The sequence below is a fragment of the Arthrobacter sp. PTI12 genome (assembly GCF_056679915.1).
Genome location: NZ_CM155256.1, coordinates 648690 through 663512, shown reverse-complemented (window position 1 = coordinate 663512; position 14823 = coordinate 648690). Strand labels below are relative to the sequence as shown.

Genomic DNA, 14823 nt, shown 5'->3' with positions numbered 1-14823 from the left:
GCAGAGCCCCGGCATGCCTGTAACGTTCAAAGCAAGGAACCCCTTCGGTTCCGCGACAGGAGCGATCATGGCAGATAAGTCCCCCCGCCAGGCACCATCCGAGACCGATCGCCTCACCCTCGGCGTCCTTTCCAGCACCCGAAAACCTGATGAGCGGCGCCTGCCGATACACCCCCTGCATCTGACACGCATTGCCCCCGAATTGCTGCAGCACCTGATCCTGGAAGAAGGGTACGGTGAGCGTTTCGGTGTTTCAGACTCCCAGCTGGCACCACTCGTAGGCGGCATCGTCCCACGCGAGCGTGTACTGGCGGAGGCCGACGTCGTTCTCCTGCCCAAACCGCAACCCGAGGATCTCGCCGAACTCCGCGACGGGCAGATCCTGTGGGGATGGCCGCACTGCGTTCAGGATCGGGCCATCACCCAACTGGCAATCGACAAAAAGCTCACGCTGATCGCCTTCGAGGCGATGAACCACTGGGCCAGCGACGGCGGCTTCGGCCTGCACGTGTTCCACAAGAACAACGAACTGGCCGGCTACTGCTCAGTGCTGCACTCCCTCGCCCTGACCGGCGCTACCGGCGACTACGGACGGCGGCTGAGCGCCGTCGTCATCGGCTTCGGGGCAACGGCACGCGGGGCCGTCACCGCCCTCAATGCCCACGGCATCCATGACGTCCAGGTTCTGACCAACCGGGGAGTGGCCGCCGTCGGATCACCCATCCATTCGGTACGGATCGCCCAGTTTGACCACAATCATGAGGCACCGTTCCTCAGCGAGGTCATCACCGAACGCGGACGGGTACCGCTGGCGCCATTCCTGGCCGAAAGGGACATCGTGGTCAACTGCACTCTGCAGGACCCAAATGCACCGTTGACCTACCTGAGCACCAAGGACCTGGACGCTTTCAGGCCCGGCAGCCTGATTGTTGATGTTTCCTGCGATGAGGGTATGGGCTTCAGTTGGGCCAAGCCGACCACCTTTGCCCAGCCTATGTTCACGGTGGGCGACCACATTGACTACTACGCGGTCGATCACAGCCCCTCCTACCTCTGGAATTCCGCCAGTTGGGAGATCAGCGAGGCTCTGCTGCCCTTCCTGGAAACCGTCATCACAGGCCCGGCGGCCTGGGCTCGGAGCGAGACCATCAGCCGCGCGATCGAAATCCGCGAGGGGGTCATCCTGAACCCGGACGTACTGCAATTCCAGCAACGAGAACCCGAGTACCCACACCTCCCAGTGCCTGCTTGAAGGAGGAACACCGCAGCCCTTCGCGCGGTATCGACGGCCGGCTATCGGGTGGGTCTGACGATCGCGCCCATCATGCCCGTACCCGGTTGGCAGGAGCAGTATGGCGCCCTGCTGAATGACGTCTCCGAGGCAGTCGACGGCGTCAGCGACCTCGACCTGACGGCCGAAATAATCACCCTCCGTTTTTGATCCTGGGATACCAGCGCAGCAGCATTTCCTTGCTCGCGGGAGTAACTTCTTTACTGGACCTGAACCGAAGGCCCATCAGCCTTCCGAGGCCGGCGGGTGGCCCGCCATCACTCTGGCGGTCCTGGCCGGGATGGTCAAGGATGGATTCATGGACATCACTGACAACGGACCGAACCCCAACGCGTTCAACATCGAGGACGCCACAACGGAAAACGCCGCCTACCGTCGCGTCGCCTGGACAGGCAAGCACCTGCAGGTGACGCTCATGTCGATTGAGCCGGGCGGTGCAATAGGCCTCGAAGTGCATCACGGCACTGACCAGTTCCTGCGTATTGACGCAGGAACTGGTCGCGTGAAGATGGGGCCGTCGAAGGACGACCTCTCCTACCAGCAGGATGTCGAGGACGGCTGGAGCATTCAGGTGCCAGCCGGAACCTGGCATGACGTCGAAAACACCGGCGACGAAGCACTCCGCCTCTACACCATTTACGCGCCTACCCACCACGCCCAGGGCATCGTGCAGCAAACCCCGGAAGACGCCGAGAAGGACGAGGACCAGGGCAAGGACGAGCCGCCGAGCTGGGTTGAGGAAGTCGACACCAAGGGTGAAGAGAGCGCCTGAGTCAGCGCACCCTCAAGAAGAACGACGACGGCGCCGCACCCCCGATGGGGTACGGCGCCGTTTCGGTGTGATCAGAACTCAGACCAGCGCGCTCTGCCGCTCCTCCACAAGCTTCAGCACATCCGGGAACAACGGATGGTCCGATGAGAGCCCGGTGATCTGTTGAGTAGCTTCGGCTGCCCCTGAGGACCGGAGGAGCTTCTGTAGCTCAACCGCCTCGGCATCCGCCGGGTCATCAAAACGCAGCGCTGACGCAATCGCCTTCAGCAACGCCGAGGGCGTAGTACCGCGCTCGGCGAGCTCGGCAGCGGGACCGATGAACCGCTCATTCCGGCTGAGCTTGCGCAGGGGCGCCCGCCCCACCCGGTTCACGGTGTCCGGAAGGTGCGGGTTGGTGAAGCGCCCAAGGATCTTCTGGACGTACGCCTCCTGCTCGGCCTCATCGAAGCCGTGCTTGTCCACGAGGAGCTGCTTGGTTTCCCCGAGCACCGCTCGAACGTCGGCGGCTACTGACGGATCAGCCATAGCCTCGGAGATCTTCTCCAGGCCCGCCTGGTACCCGAAGTAGGCCGCCGACGCGTGTCCCGTGTTCACGGTGAACAGCTTCCGCTCGATATACGGGCCGAGCCGGTCCACGAACATCGCCCCCGGAATCACCGGCGGATTGTTCCCGAACGGGGTACGGTCGATCACCCACTCGTAGAAGGTCTCCACCGTCACGTCCAGGCCTTGGCCGGGCTCCTGATTTGGAACGATGCGGTCCACTGCAGTGTTGGCGAAGACCGCACGGTCTGCCAGGTCCCCGCCTGCCTCATCCCAGGATGCAGCGACGAACTCCCGAAGGATGTCGGTCGCGTTGATCGCGTTTTCACAGGCCATGACCTGCAGCGGAGCGGATCCGCCGGCCCGGGCGGCTATCCCCTTCGCGATCACCGGTGCCACGAACTTCAGAATGTGCGGGCCCACAGCTGTGGTTACGATGTCAGCGGAACTGATCTCCTCGACCAGCCGGCTCTCCTCCGTAGTGGAGTTCACCGCACGGAAGTTGTCGACTGCATGCACGGCCGGCTGCTCACCCACCTCGTGGACGCGGTAATTCTCCGCGCCCGCCAGCTCGCTGATGAGAGCGTCCGCGACATCCGCGAACACCACCTCATAGCCGGCCTGATGGAGGAGCAGCCCAACAAAGCCGCGCCCGATGTTCCCTGCTCCAAAGTGGACTGCCTTCACTATGCGTTGACCTTCCGGAAGATTTCGAGGATCTCCTCAGCCGAGGTCGCTGCCTCCAGCTGGGCCACCTGCCCCTTGTCCGTGAAGACCTTCGCGATGGAGGACAGAATGTGCAGGTGCTCGTTGTTCACACCGGCCACGCCGACCACGAACTTGACCTCCTTACCGTTCCAGTCGATTCCCTCCGGGTAGCGGACAAAGGACACCGCGGACTTGCGGATGTGGCCCTTCGCCGCGTTGGTGCCGTGCGGAATCGCCAGGAAGCTGCCCATGTAGGTGGAGACGGATTCCTCGCGTTCATGCATGGCGCGGAGGTAGCCCTCATCCACTGCGTCGCGAGCCAGCAGCAGCTGCCCTGCCTCGTCGATGGCTGCATCCCTGTTGGTCGAGGAACCGCTGAGCACAACACTTTCGGCAACCAGGATGTCCGACGCCGATTCCTCACCATCCGCAGACGCTGCGGCAGCGTGTGCGCCGGCTCCTCGAGCATCAGGAGACGTCCCGCCGGCTGCCTCTTCCGCGGCATTTCCCGCCGCGTGCGCTCCGGCAGCGTGTGCGCCGCCGAAGGATCCGGCATCAGCATCCGAGCCGGCGCCGGTACCCGCTGCTGCACCTGCATCCGCCCTGTCACTGCGGCTTTCCTTGACCAGGTCCACGATTTCCTCATACCGGGGGCTGTTCATAAAGTTGTCCACAGAGACGTGCACTGCGCTGGAGGTAGCGGGCTTGGCCCGTTCCGTCAGGTCCTGGTGGGTTACCACGACGTCGTAATCATCCCGTAGATTCGCGATCGAAGCATTGGTGACCTTGACGTCCGGGTAGCCGGCCGCCTTGATCTTGTTCCGCAGTACCGATGCGCCCATCGCGCTTGAACCCATGCCGGCGTCGCAGGCAAAAACAATGTTCTGGATCGGTCCGGCCATCACAGCAACGTTCCCGCCACCGGTCAGGTTGGAGGCAACAGAGCTCTTCTTGCCCTTCATCGATTCCATCCGCGAGGTGGCGGCCGCAAGACCGCCTTCATCGCCGTCGTCGTCTTTCTGCTTCGAGGTCTTCAGGATCACCGAGGCAACCAGGAAGGACACGGCGGCCGCAAGGATCACCGACAGAATCACACCGAAGTAGCTGTCACGGGCCGTCTGGGCGAGTACAGCAATGATCGAACCGGGAGCGGCAGGGGCGACCAGGCCGGAGTTGGTGACGGCGAGCGTCGCGATTCCGGTCATGCCGCCGGCAATGGCGGCCAGGATCAGCAGCGGGCGCATCAGGACGTATGGGAAGTAAATCTCGTGGATGCCGCCGAGGAAGTGGATGATTGCAGCTCCGGGAGCGGACGCCTTGGCAATGCCGCGGCCGAAGAACATGTACGCCAGCAGGATGCCGAGGCCCGGGCCGGGGTTTGCTTCGAGGAGGAACAGGATGGACTTGCCGTCCTCCAGTGACTGTTGGACACCCAGCGGGGTGAGGACGCCGTGGTTGATGGCGTTGTTCAGGAACAGGACCTTGGCGGGCTCGATGAAGATGCTGGTGAGCGGCAGGAGCCCGTTGTTCACCAGGAACTGGACCACGTTGCCCGCAGCCGTGCTGAATGCCTCGACCAGCGGGGAGATACCGTAGAAGCCGATCAGCGCGAGTGCTGCTCCCCAGATGCCGGCGGAGAAGTTGTTGACCAGCATCTCGAAACCGGGCTTGATCTTGCCGTCCCAGATTTTGTCGATCTTCTTCATGGTCCAGCCGCCGAGCGGGCCCATGATCATGGCGCCGATGAACATGGGAATACCAGCGCCTACAATCACGCCCATGGTGCCGATTGCACCGACGACGCCACCGCGGACGTCATAGACCATCCGGCCGCCGGTGTAGGCGATGAGGAGCGGCAACAGGTAGGTGATCATGGGGCCCACAAGGCCGGTATTCGGGTTGCCCTCCGCATCCGTTCCGAAGCCGCCCAGCTCCGCAACCGGAAGCCAGCCCGCTTCAATGAAGAGCGCGGTAATGAGTCCCCACGCAATGAATGCACCGATATTGGGCATGATCATGCCGGACAGGAACGTCCCGAACTTCTGGACGCCGACGCGCATGCTGCCCTTGGGCTTCGCAGCTGTCTCTGTTGCCATGTGATTTCCTAACCGTGAGTCCCGCGCCAGCGCAGGATGGTCCGATAGATGTGGAGCACTATGTGGTGGAACTGGTTGAGATCCGGTGGAGCCACTCAAGGAAGAGCTTGAGTTCGGAACTGGACAGCTGATCGGAGTGCGATGACTGCAGTGCTGCATTCAACGCGATCGCAGCCACCACAACCGACGATTTTCCAGACGTTTCGTTCCCGTTCTGCTCCGCCTGATCCGAAGCCACCGCATAGATCATGGCGTCCCGGGTCATGGTGGACAGATCGAGGTTCCGGTCAACGGCAGCTTCTGCGATCAGCATGAGCGTTACTCCCACGTTGGCTGCCAGGATGCTCCTGGCCGCCTCCCGCGGCTGAACGCTCAACTGGCCGGCAGCAGCGGCCTTGTTCAGCATCTCCTCCATGAGCGCCTCGGCATCTGCAACGATGGCCGGGCGGCTTTCCGGGCGGATATTGCCGAACATCACCAAATAGAGCTCCGGCTGGTTGAGCCCGAATTGCACGTGGTTGTCCCACATCCGCCGGATGTCCACCAGCGGCTGTCCGGACGGGGCAAAATCTCTCTCGCCCGCCACATACTCTTCGAAACCAGCTGAAACCACCGCATCAAACAGGCCTTCTTTATCACCGAAATGGTGGTACAGGGTAGGCGCGCTCACCCCCGCCAGCTGGGTGATCTGGCGGGTGGAAACGGGAGCTCCAGCAGAGTTGGCCAACAGTTCTGCGGCTGCACGCAGCAGTCTCATCTTCGCCGGTGGCTGGCCTTCGAAACTCATGGCCGCTAGCCTAGCACCTATAGCAACGCTATATGAACTGCGTCACAACGAAAATGAGGACCTCCAGTGCAGAACTTTCAAGGAGTAGGCGTCAGCCCCGGTCGAGTGATCGGACCGGCCCGCCAGATGCCCAAACCCGTCAGTGAACCTCCGGCCGGGGAACAGCTTCCCGACGGCGTGAGCGTCGAGGAGGCAACGGCGGAGCTGAAACAGGCAGCAACGGCGGTCCACGACGAACTCAAGTCGCGTGCCGAGCGTGCCTCAGGTGACGGCAAGGCGGTCCTTGAGGCAACGGCGCTGATGGCCAGGGACACGATGTTGCTCAAAGGCGCCGGGAAGCTGATCGCGAAAGGCCTGTCCAACCAGCGGGCCGTCTGGGAATCGGCGGCCTCAGTGTCCGAGATGCTGCACAACCTCGGCGGGTACATGGCCGAACGCGCAACGGACGTCCTCGATGTCCGCGCCCGCATCGTCGCCGAGCTCCGCGGCCAGGCAGCACCCGGCATCCCCGCCTCCGCCACACCGTTTGTCCTCGTCGCCGAGGACCTTGCGCCGGCCGACACCGCCACGCTGGACCCCGCCGTTGTCCTCGCCCTCGTCACATCGGGCGGCGGCCCGCAGTCGCACACCGCCATCATTGCCCGCTCCCTCGGGCTGCCTGCCGTAGTGGCAGCACCCGGCGTCGACGACCTGCCCGACGGCGCGGAAGTGTACGTCGACGGCGCGGCCGGCACGCTTGTCGAGGAACCAGGGGATGCCGAACGGAGCGCGGCTGCCGCGTGGGAGGAAACAGCTTCACTGCTGGCTGACTTTGACGGCCAGGGCACGACGGCGGACGGTCATCTGGTGCCCCTCCTCGCCAATGTGGGCGGAGCGAAAGACGCTGTGGCTGCAGCCGAGCTTGGGGCCGAAGGAGTTGGCCTGTTCCGGACCGAGTTCTGTTTCCTTGAGCGGGACAGCGAGCCGACCGTCGATGAGCAGGCAGCTGCCTATCAGGGCGTCTTCGACGCTTTTCCCGGCAAGAAGGTTGTACTCCGTACCCTCGATGCCGGAGCGGACAAGCCGCTCCCCTTCCTCACGGACGCGACGGAGCCTAACCCGGCATTGGGGGTCCGCGGTTACCGCACGGACCTCACCTCCCCCGGCGTGCTGCAGCGGCAGCTCGAGGCAATTGCCCGCGCCGCTGAACAGTCGGAAGCAGACGTGTGGGTGATGGCACCCATGATCTCGACGGCGGACGAGGCTGCGAAGTTCGCCTCCATGTGTGCCGACGCCGGCCTGAAGACGCCCGGCGTGATGGTGGAAGTGCCGTCCGCTGCCCTGACCGCGGACGCCATCCTCCGCGAGGTGTCGTTCGCGAGCCTCGGCACCAACGACCTCACGCAGTACGCCATGGCGGCGGACCGCCAGCTTGGCCCCCTTGCAGCGCTCAACACACCCTGGCAGCCGGCCGTGCTGCGACTGGTCCGCCTTTCAGCCGAAGGCGCGGCAACCGAGGGCGCAGCCGCAGAACGTAACGCCAAACCGGTGGGAGTCTGCGGTGAGGCGGCAGCGGACCCTGCGCTCGCCGTCGTACTGGTGGGTCTGGGCGTCACCACGCTGTCCATGACCGCGCGGTCCCTGGCCGCGGTGGCAGCTGTGCTCAAGACCGTGACGTTGGCGCAGGCGCAGGAACTGGCAGAGCTTGCACTCTCCGCGCGCACCGCTGAAGATGCCCGGAGCGCCGTGCGGGGCAAGCTACCCGTATTGGAAGACCTCGGCCTCTGACCTGCCCGGCGCCCCGGTGACGGCCTTGACGCGGACCGTCGCCGGGGCATAGGACTCAGGTATCAGCTATTCGGATACGCGAGGAGAGACCATGAGCGAAAGCACGTCGGACAAGCCGCAGGAAATCGACGAGGACCTGCCGGGCAAGCCGCCGGTCGATCCGGATGTCCAGTCCGATCCCGCCGCCGACGCCAGCGATCAGGGCGACTGGACAGGCGAGGGTGGGGCAACGCCGTCGGGCGCGGCAACTGACGCGGCAGATGACTACCGCCCCACCAACGAGGAGGACGAGCAGGGCGGTCAGTGAGGCTTTTCGACGAGAGTCGGTGACATCACGGTGCCTCGGTGACCGCGATCATCCCCTGCGCACCCCGCTCGGCATCAGCGAGGGAATGATTGAGGAACATGTAGTTTCCAGGTCGGTCGAACTGAAGTTCCACGTAACCGCCCTGAGCCGGCGCAAGGTCGAGTGATTGGGCACCGCCCTGCTCCGGATTGTCCTTTCTCAAAAGGTAGGCGCCTTCCTTGAAGACGGTGTCGAACTGATCGCCGACGATGTGGAAGCTGGTACCGCGCGAAGGCCCGGCCGCCAACACCCACACGCGGACGCGTTCACCGGTCTCCGCCTGAAGCGGCTGGAACATGTACTGGTTGGCGTGTCCGTTCCATATGACGGCGTCCGGTTGCCCCGCAGCGATCGCCCTTACATCCACCGCACCGGAGCCGTCCTCAAGGTAGGCCTCCGACTGCACCAGGAGGTACTCGCGGTCGGCGGGTGGCAGGTTCGGCGGATCAATAATCACCGCACCGAACATCCCGGAGGCAATGTGGGCCGAGACAGGCGCGGTGGCGCAGTGGTACAGCCAGATGCCGGACCGCTCGGCGCGGAACCGGTAGACCAGGGATTCCCCGGGCGGGATGGAGCGCATGACTTCGTCAGGAGAGACCGCGCCCGCATGGAAGTCGATTGAATGCCCGATGCTCCCGTTGTTGACCAGCGTGATCTCGAAGGTGTCGCCGACCCTACCGCGCAGGGTTGGGCCGTTAACCTGCCCGTTGTAGGTCCACGCTTCCTGGAGAACCCCCGGAGCGATGGCGCGCTGCTCCTGCTTGATCTCGAAAGTGAAGCGGTGCACCGTGCCTGCCGGCGCCGGTTGGAGGGCCGCTTCGCGCGCCACAAAGCCGGGGCCGGGGTCCTCGCTGAGGTTGAGCGGCCCGCCGGTACCGCCGCTCCCGCCATGGCCGCCATGGTTGCTCTCGCCACCGTGGTTGGCCCCGGCTGCCGCAGCCGGATCATCGTTGGGGCCGCCAATCACGTTGACCTCGAACACCATCCCCATGCTCCGGTGCCCGACGACGGTGCACCAGCCGTCCGTGCCTGCCGTGATGAGGCCGGCGTCCAGGATGGCTGTTTCTCCCGGGCGGAGGCGCTCCGACCGTTCGCCCGTTTCGAGCGCGAGGTCATGCACGGTGGTGGGATCATCATTGCTCAGTTCGATGACCAGCGTGTTCCCGGCAGGCACGTCCACGGACGCCGGGTGGAACTGCATGTCCCGCGCAGAAACCTTGACGCGGGTTTCTTCACCGGTTGCCTCTACCTCGGCGGTCCCGGCCCGCTGAGCCAGGTTCAGTCCAACCGCCGCCGGGTCCAGCATGATGCCCGCTCCTGCTCCCGCCAGGACGATCACGACGCCGGCCGCGGCCAAGGCCAGATGGCGTTGCGGAGCCGGAGGAGGCTCGATGGTCACCCGCACCGGGCGCCGGAGTCCGTTGGACCCATCCTGGTCGCGGAACGTCGCTTTCCGCGCAGCCACCGAGACCCTTACCGCGCGGACCATGAGCGGCAGGAAGGACACATAAGCGGCGAGAACCAGCGCTGAGGTAATCACCCTGACCCAACTGGCCTCACTGAACACGAAGATGAGCAGGCCGAAGTTGATGACTGCGATCCGCAGCATCGCGAAGCGGTTGGTTTCCTGCAGCGCGTTGCGGACAGCCACCGGACCGCCGCCCATAACGGTGGGCATCAGGAAGCTCATGGCGCCCAGGAGTACCTGGGCGGCGAAACCGGCAACCACCGGAACGGTGAGCAGGTGCAACCGCTCCGGGTCCGCCGGCCCGGTGACGATCAGGAGGAAGAGTCCCAGCAGTGAACCGGTGAGCCAGAGCAGTCCCGCAGCCACAGAGAATGTGGAATAGTCGTTGGGCCGCTTCTGCAGGGCGCACTTGACGAAGTAGAACCCGGTGATCACTATGCCGTCGAGGTAGACGAGCACCCCCAGCGCAGCGGGAACGGCCCACCCAGCCAGCGCCCCAACGGTCGTCAACAGCGTCCCGGCGAGCATGGCCGCGAGACCCCAGCGCCCCGCGCGCGCAAGCCCGTCCACCATGCGGGTCCTCAGCATGGTCGGCCAGAGCGTCACCAGCGTTCCGATGACCGTGAGACCGACAAAGCCCAGCACATTCAGCGCCTGGTGAGCCAGCAGGAACCGCGCATGCGCGCGCTCATCGAGCCCGTACGCCAGAACTGCACCGAAGGCAGCACCGACCGGCAGCAACAGCGCGGCTGCGATGTAGTACTTAATCGTTGACCCGAAGCGGGACGGCAGAGCCGTCCGCAGCTGTTGCATCAGGGACACTGCATGCCAGGTCACCATGGCTCCGATAACGACGGCGCCCACCAGCGTCAGCGCCCAGATGCCGGTCAGTACACCCGCAACAGTGGCTGCGATGCCGAGGTTCAGCAAACGGATGCGGAGCACCTGGATGTTCCGCTGCTCCTCGCCGAGCCGGTTCTTCAGCAAAGCCTCTGCGAAGTGCTGGCTCCAGATGAGGATGGAGTTCGTGACCATTCCCAGCACGAACATGTGGACCAGCAACCAGCGGGACTCCGGCACCCACCGGTGAACCAGCGCCAGCACTAGCAGCAGCACAAACCAGACCAGCACCGGCCTGCTGGCCTTCCGATGCCAGGACGCCCGTGCGGCCGGCAGCCGGCCCGTCGTCGTCGTCGTCGTTCTCATAGTGCTTACCGCCGCTTCATGGTGCTAGCCGCCCACCGGATCAGTTGGCTGAATTCATCCAGAGGTCAGGACCGAAGACCTCGTAGTGGATGCGGTCGGCCGGGACCCCGGCGGCGAGCGCCTCCGCGCGGATGTTCTTCATGAAGGGAAGCGGACCGCACAGGTACACAGACGCGCCATCGGGAATGTCCAGCCCCTTCAGGGACATGAACCCGGGGTGTGCAGTGCCGGTCGGGTTCTCCAGCCATAGTGTCAGCCGGGCGCCGGTGAGTGCATCGACGTCGGCATTCATCTGGTCCTTCAACGCCCACTGGTCGAGGCTGCGCTCGGCATGGAGCACCAGGACCTCACGCTCAGAGCCGCGCTCCACCAGTGAGCGCAGGATGGACGCTGACGGAGTGCAGCCGATGCCTGCGGTGGCGAGCACCAGCGGCGCGTTCCCGTCAGCAAGAATGACGTCACCATATGGGTTGGATACCTCGATCACGTCCCCGACAGCGACGTCGTTGTACAGGACCGGCGAAACCTCTCCGTTGTCATCGCGCTTCGTGGTGAAGACCCGCCGGCGGGAGCTGGTCTCCGCCGACAGCGAGTACTGGCGCACCTGACGGAGGCCGTCGGCCAACTGCACGCGGACGCTGACAAACTGACCGGGCTTGGCGAGGGTTACCGGCGTGTCATCCGCCGGCTCAAGCGTGAAGGTCATGGCCGCGGTTCCCGCCGGCTGCTTGGCGACGACGGTCCAGGAACTCCAGGGCTGAGTGTTGGCCTGTTCGGCGTAGAGCCCCTTTTCGATCTTGATAAGGGCGTGGGCCATGAGCCAGTACACCTCGCTCCAGGCAGCAGCGATCTCGCTGGTGATGACGTCGCTGAGCTCATGGGCGATTGCCTCAAACAGGTATTTGTAGACGACGTCGTACTGTTCGGGTGCGATTCCCAGGGAGGCATGTTTGTGTGCGATGCGCGAAAGCATCACCTCGGGGTAGGTGTCCGGGTTGCGGACCAGGTGCGCAGCGAATCCGGCAACGCTTCCGGCGAGCGCCTGTTGCTGGGAGCCGTTTTTCTGATTGGCCCGGCTGAACAGACCGTCCAGCAGTTCGGGATGCGCTGCGAAGAGGCGCCCATAGAAGTTCTTTGCGATGCCCGGCATGCGCTCTCCAACGAGCGGGAGGGTGGCTTCAATAATGGGAAAGGACTGGTCCGAGAGCATCGTTTTCTCCTGCGTAGAAGGGCTTACACAAGAAAAGTAGCATTTCTGATACCAGTTTTTGCAGGGATTTCTACACCACGTAGAAAGTTCCTTGAATTTGAGCTGTCAGGCCGACTTACGTGTGTGCAAAGTCACGAAGACCGGGCCCATCTGCTCCGTTCTAGGCAGTTCTGAAATGACGAGGTCATCCAGTTCCGAGTAGAAGGCCTCGCGTGCCCGGCGCAGTGCAGCGCGCAGCGAACAGCGATGGTTCAGCGGGCATCCGCCTGCGGCACTTTCACAGTCGACGACATCGGCACGGTCATCCAGCTGCCTGAGGAGCCAACCCACCGTGGCGTGCCGCCCGGCTTGGCTGAGGGTCACGCCCCCGCTGCGTCCCCGCGTAATGTCAACGAGTCCAAGCGTACGCAGACGCGCGATGGCCTTGCTGACGTGGTTGTAAGGAGTGCCGATGCCGTCCGCGATGTCCCGGGATGTGAGCAGGTCCCCTTCCGGGGCCGCCGACAGCAGCATGACTGCGCGCAGGCATACGTCTGCAAACGCGTTGATCCTCATGCTTTAAGTCTAGGTCAGCTAACAAAATCAATGCACCGCCACCCCATGCTCCGCGGGTCAGGACGGCGGCTGAGAGTTTTCGGGCTTGCCCTTCACCGCGAAGAGAGTGAAAAGGAGCGCAACCAGTGCTGTGACCGTGAGCAACATCAGCCCGATGAAGTAACTGTTGTCCTCGGCGTCGTAGGTGGCGCCCATAATCAATGGCGGAAAGTAGCCGCCCAAACCGCCCGCAGCGCTGACAATCCCTGCAACCGCACCTACCTTCTCCGGCGGAGACAGTACCCCCACCCATGCGAAGACGCCGCCCGCACCGAGACCGAGCGCCGCAGCCATTGCAAGGAAGGTCAGCCCCGCCGGCACCTCGCCGGCCGGCTTGAGGTTCACCACCCAGGCGAGGATGGCAACAGCGGCAAGGGAGGTGAGAACCACTGGTTTCGCCCCGATCCGGTCCGCCAGGATACCGCCCACCGGGCGAGCCAGCACCGCCGCGAGAGCAAAGCCCGCTGTGCGTGTTCCGGCCGCCGTGAGGTCGAACTCATAGATGTCCCGCAGGTAGGTGGGCAAGTAGGTCGAAAATGACACGAACCCGCCAAAGACCACGGCGTAGAGGAAACACATCCGCCAGGTCACTCCCAGCCGGGCGGCGCCCAGGAGTTTCGCGGCGACTCCGGTTGACGGGACCGACGGTCTCGCAGGTGCCTCCTGCATGAAAAGCCACACCACGATGGCCGTGGCCACCAGCAGCCCGGCAATGAGAAGGTGCGTGGCAAGATAGCCGATCAGGTCCACGAGCCGCGGTGTGAAGAAGGCAGACAGTGCGGTTCCGCCCATGCCGGCACCGAAGACGCCGGTGGCGAATCCCCGCCTTTCGGGCTCGTACCAGGCGGAGACAAAAGGTATCCCGACGGCGAAGACGGTTCCGGCGATCCCCAGCAGGAACCCTGCCGCAATGAGGAGGAGGTAGGAATTGATGGTTCCCCCCAGGGCCACCAGCAGGATCGGCGGGACGGCTGCGAGCAGTACGGCAGTGAACATGACCCTTCCGCCGTAACGGTCCGTGAGGACACCGACCACAATCCGCCCGACCGACCCCACCAGCACGGGCATCGCTACCAGTGCTGCCGTTGCGGAGGGGGCAAGGCCCAGCTGCGCAGTGTACGTGCCGCTGAGTGGTGCAATGACCGTCCACGCGAGGAAACCAACCACTGAGGCGAGCGTTGCCAGCGCCAGGTTGCGGGTCTTCCCCGGTGTATGGGTAGCCGGCGGAGTTGCGCTGGCCGGCGTCTGTGGACCCATCTCTTCCCCTCTGCCTCGTCCTTATCGCCTGCGGTTATCGCGGTCCGGTGTACCGACGGGCGCCCAGCCCCGACGCGAGGGTGAACTGCCCGAACCTCTGCGATCCCTCGACCTGTAGACGATGTAGGGCCGGAACAGGTAATGGAGGGGAGCAGTGAACGCATGCACCAGGCGGGTGAATGGCCAGATGACAAACAGCAGCATGCCCACCAGCGTGTGCAGGTGGAAGGAGAACGGAGCGGCCGCCATGGATGCAATGTCCGGTTGGAAAATGAAGAGGGAACGGAACCAGGGCGCTACCGTCTCACGGTAGTTGTGCCCGTGCCCGCCAAGGAAGACACTCGCCAGCGTGGTCCACAATCCGAAGACGATCGCGGCCGCGAGAACCACGTACATCATCTTGTCATTGCGTGTTGTCGCCATGAAGACAGGGCCTGTCTTACGGCGGCGGTAGATCAGGATCGCGATCCCGCCAAGAGTGCCGATTCCTGCGATCCCCCCGACGAAGAGCGCGTTGAAGTGATAGAAGTCCTGGCTCATCCCCACTGCTTCGGTCCAGGACATGGGAATGACCAGACCAAAGAAGTGGCCGGCCACTACCGCCAGAATGCCGAAGTGAAACAGCGGTGATCCGATCCGCAGCAGCCGGGACTCGTACAGCTGCGAGGAGCGCGTCGTCCAGCCGAACTGGTCATAGCGGTACCTCCAAATGAGCCCGCCGATGAGCACCGCCATTGAGACGTACGGGGCAATTCCCCAGAGCAGGACGTCCATG

The 14823-nt window shown here is 64.0% G+C and carries 13 protein-coding genes; 5 read left to right on the top strand and 8 right to left on the bottom strand.

Annotated elements, in window-relative coordinates; genetic code table 11:
- Window positions 1-67: 67 nt before the first annotated feature.
- The 3 genes from AC1MBU_RS03280 (at window position 68) to AC1MBU_RS03270 (ending at window position 2063) form a co-directional block, all read left to right on the top strand.
- A complete protein-coding gene (locus AC1MBU_RS03280; protein ID WP_277357346.1) occupies window positions 68-1252 on the top strand; it encodes a N(5)-(carboxyethyl)ornithine synthase in 1185 nt (394 codons plus the stop codon).
- 48 nt (window positions 1253-1300) lie between these two features.
- Window positions 1301-1441, top strand: a complete 141-nt coding sequence (locus AC1MBU_RS03275) for a spore photoproduct lyase family protein (protein WP_277357345.1) — start codon at window positions 1301-1303, stop codon at window positions 1439-1441.
- 148 nt (window positions 1442-1589) lie between these two features.
- Window positions 1590-2063, top strand: coding sequence for a cupin domain-containing protein (locus tag AC1MBU_RS03270; RefSeq protein ID WP_277357344.1), 474 nt, complete (start codon window positions 1590-1592; stop codon window positions 2061-2063).
- A 78-nt stretch (window positions 2064-2141) separates the two neighbouring features.
- On the opposite strand, the gene AC1MBU_RS03265 is transcribed toward AC1MBU_RS03270, so the two are convergent.
- The 3 genes from AC1MBU_RS03265 to AC1MBU_RS03255 are packed head-to-tail and all read right to left on the bottom strand — an operon-like array spanning window position 2142 to window position 6197.
- The gene (locus AC1MBU_RS03265; protein WP_479788509.1) at window positions 2142-3293 is read right to left on the bottom strand and encodes a mannitol-1-phosphate 5-dehydrogenase; all 1152 of its coding nucleotides are present in this window, start codon (window positions 3291-3293) and stop codon (window positions 2142-2144) included.
- On the bottom strand, window positions 3293-5410 hold the full coding sequence (locus tag AC1MBU_RS03260) for a PTS mannitol transporter subunit IICBA (protein WP_471672732.1): 2118 nt from the start codon (window positions 5408-5410) through the stop codon (window positions 3293-3295). Before AC1MBU_RS03260 ends, AC1MBU_RS03265 begins: the two co-directional genes overlap by 1 nt.
- Before the next feature lie 58 nt (window positions 5411-5468).
- Window positions 5469-6197: a TetR/AcrR family transcriptional regulator gene (locus tag AC1MBU_RS03255; protein ID WP_346027874.1), complete on the bottom strand. Its 729-nt coding sequence runs from the start codon at window positions 6195-6197 to the stop codon at window positions 5469-5471.
- A 66-nt stretch (window positions 6198-6263) separates the two neighbouring features.
- On the opposite strand from AC1MBU_RS03255, the gene ptsP reads away from it, so the two are divergent.
- Entirely contained in the window at window positions 6264-7964 is a 1701-nt protein-coding gene (gene ptsP / locus AC1MBU_RS03250; RefSeq protein ID WP_346027873.1) for a phosphoenolpyruvate--protein phosphotransferase, read from the top strand.
- Window positions 7965-8055: 91 nt separating this feature from the next.
- Window positions 8056-8271 (top strand): hypothetical protein, encoded by a 216-nt coding sequence (locus tag AC1MBU_RS03245; protein WP_479788505.1) that lies wholly within the window; start codon window positions 8056-8058, stop codon window positions 8269-8271.
- Between the two features lie 25 nt (window positions 8272-8296).
- Here the strand turns inward: AC1MBU_RS03245 and AC1MBU_RS03240 are convergent, their stop codons facing one another.
- The 5 genes from AC1MBU_RS03240 to narI form a co-directional block, all read right to left on the bottom strand.
- Window positions 8297-10987, bottom strand: coding sequence for a multicopper oxidase domain-containing protein (locus tag AC1MBU_RS03240; RefSeq protein ID WP_479788502.1), 2691 nt, complete (start codon window positions 10985-10987; stop codon window positions 8297-8299).
- A 40-nt stretch (window positions 10988-11027) separates the two neighbouring features.
- The gene (locus tag AC1MBU_RS03235) at window positions 11028-12197 is read right to left on the bottom strand and encodes a globin domain-containing protein (protein ID WP_479788500.1); all 1170 of its coding nucleotides are present in this window, start codon (window positions 12195-12197) and stop codon (window positions 11028-11030) included.
- Between the two features lie 105 nt (window positions 12198-12302).
- Window positions 12303-12752: an RrF2 family transcriptional regulator gene (locus tag AC1MBU_RS03230; RefSeq protein ID WP_056545952.1), complete on the bottom strand. Its 450-nt coding sequence runs from the start codon at window positions 12750-12752 to the stop codon at window positions 12303-12305.
- 57 nt (window positions 12753-12809) lie between these two features.
- Window positions 12810-14048 (bottom strand): MFS transporter, encoded by a 1239-nt coding sequence (locus tag AC1MBU_RS03225; RefSeq protein WP_056545950.1) that lies wholly within the window; start codon window positions 14046-14048, stop codon window positions 12810-12812.
- Between the two features lie 21 nt (window positions 14049-14069).
- Window positions 14070-14822 (bottom strand): respiratory nitrate reductase subunit gamma, encoded by a 753-nt coding sequence (gene narI, locus AC1MBU_RS03220; RefSeq protein ID WP_056545949.1) that lies wholly within the window; start codon window positions 14820-14822, stop codon window positions 14070-14072.
- Window position 14823 lies beyond the last annotated feature (1 nt).

Bases quoted from the DNA above. Each gene is read 5' to 3' on its own strand.
- AC1MBU_RS03280 (WP_277357346.1), top strand. From the start codon at position 68: ATGGCAGATAAGTCCCCCCGCCAGGCACCATCCGAGACCGATCGCCTC.
- AC1MBU_RS03270 (WP_277357344.1), top strand. From the start codon at position 1,590: ATGGACATCACTGACAACGGACCGAACCCCAACGCGTTCAACATCGAG.
- AC1MBU_RS03260 (WP_471672732.1), bottom strand. From the start codon at position 5,410: ATGGCAACAGAGACAGCTGCGAAGCCCAAGGGCAGCATGCGCGTCGGC.
- AC1MBU_RS03255 (WP_346027874.1), bottom strand. From the start codon at position 6,197: ATGAGTTTCGAAGGCCAGCCACCGGCGAAGATGAGACTGCTGCGTGCA.
- AC1MBU_RS03245 (WP_479788505.1), top strand. From the start codon at position 8,056: ATGAGCGAAAGCACGTCGGACAAGCCGCAGGAAATCGACGAGGACCTG.
- AC1MBU_RS03240 (WP_479788502.1), bottom strand. From the start codon at position 10,987: ATGAGAACGACGACGACGACGACGGGCCGGCTGCCGGCCGCACGGGCG.
- AC1MBU_RS03235 (WP_479788500.1), bottom strand. From the start codon at position 12,197: ATGCTCTCGGACCAGTCCTTTCCCATTATTGAAGCCACCCTCCCGCTC.
- AC1MBU_RS03230 (WP_056545952.1), bottom strand. From the start codon at position 12,752: ATGAGGATCAACGCGTTTGCAGACGTATGCCTGCGCGCAGTCATGCTG.
- AC1MBU_RS03225 (WP_056545950.1), bottom strand. From the start codon at position 14,048: ATGGGTCCACAGACGCCGGCCAGCGCAACTCCGCCGGCTACCCATACA.
- narI (WP_056545949.1), bottom strand. From the start codon at position 14,822: ATGGACGTCCTGCTCTGGGGAATTGCCCCGTACGTCTCAATGGCGGTG.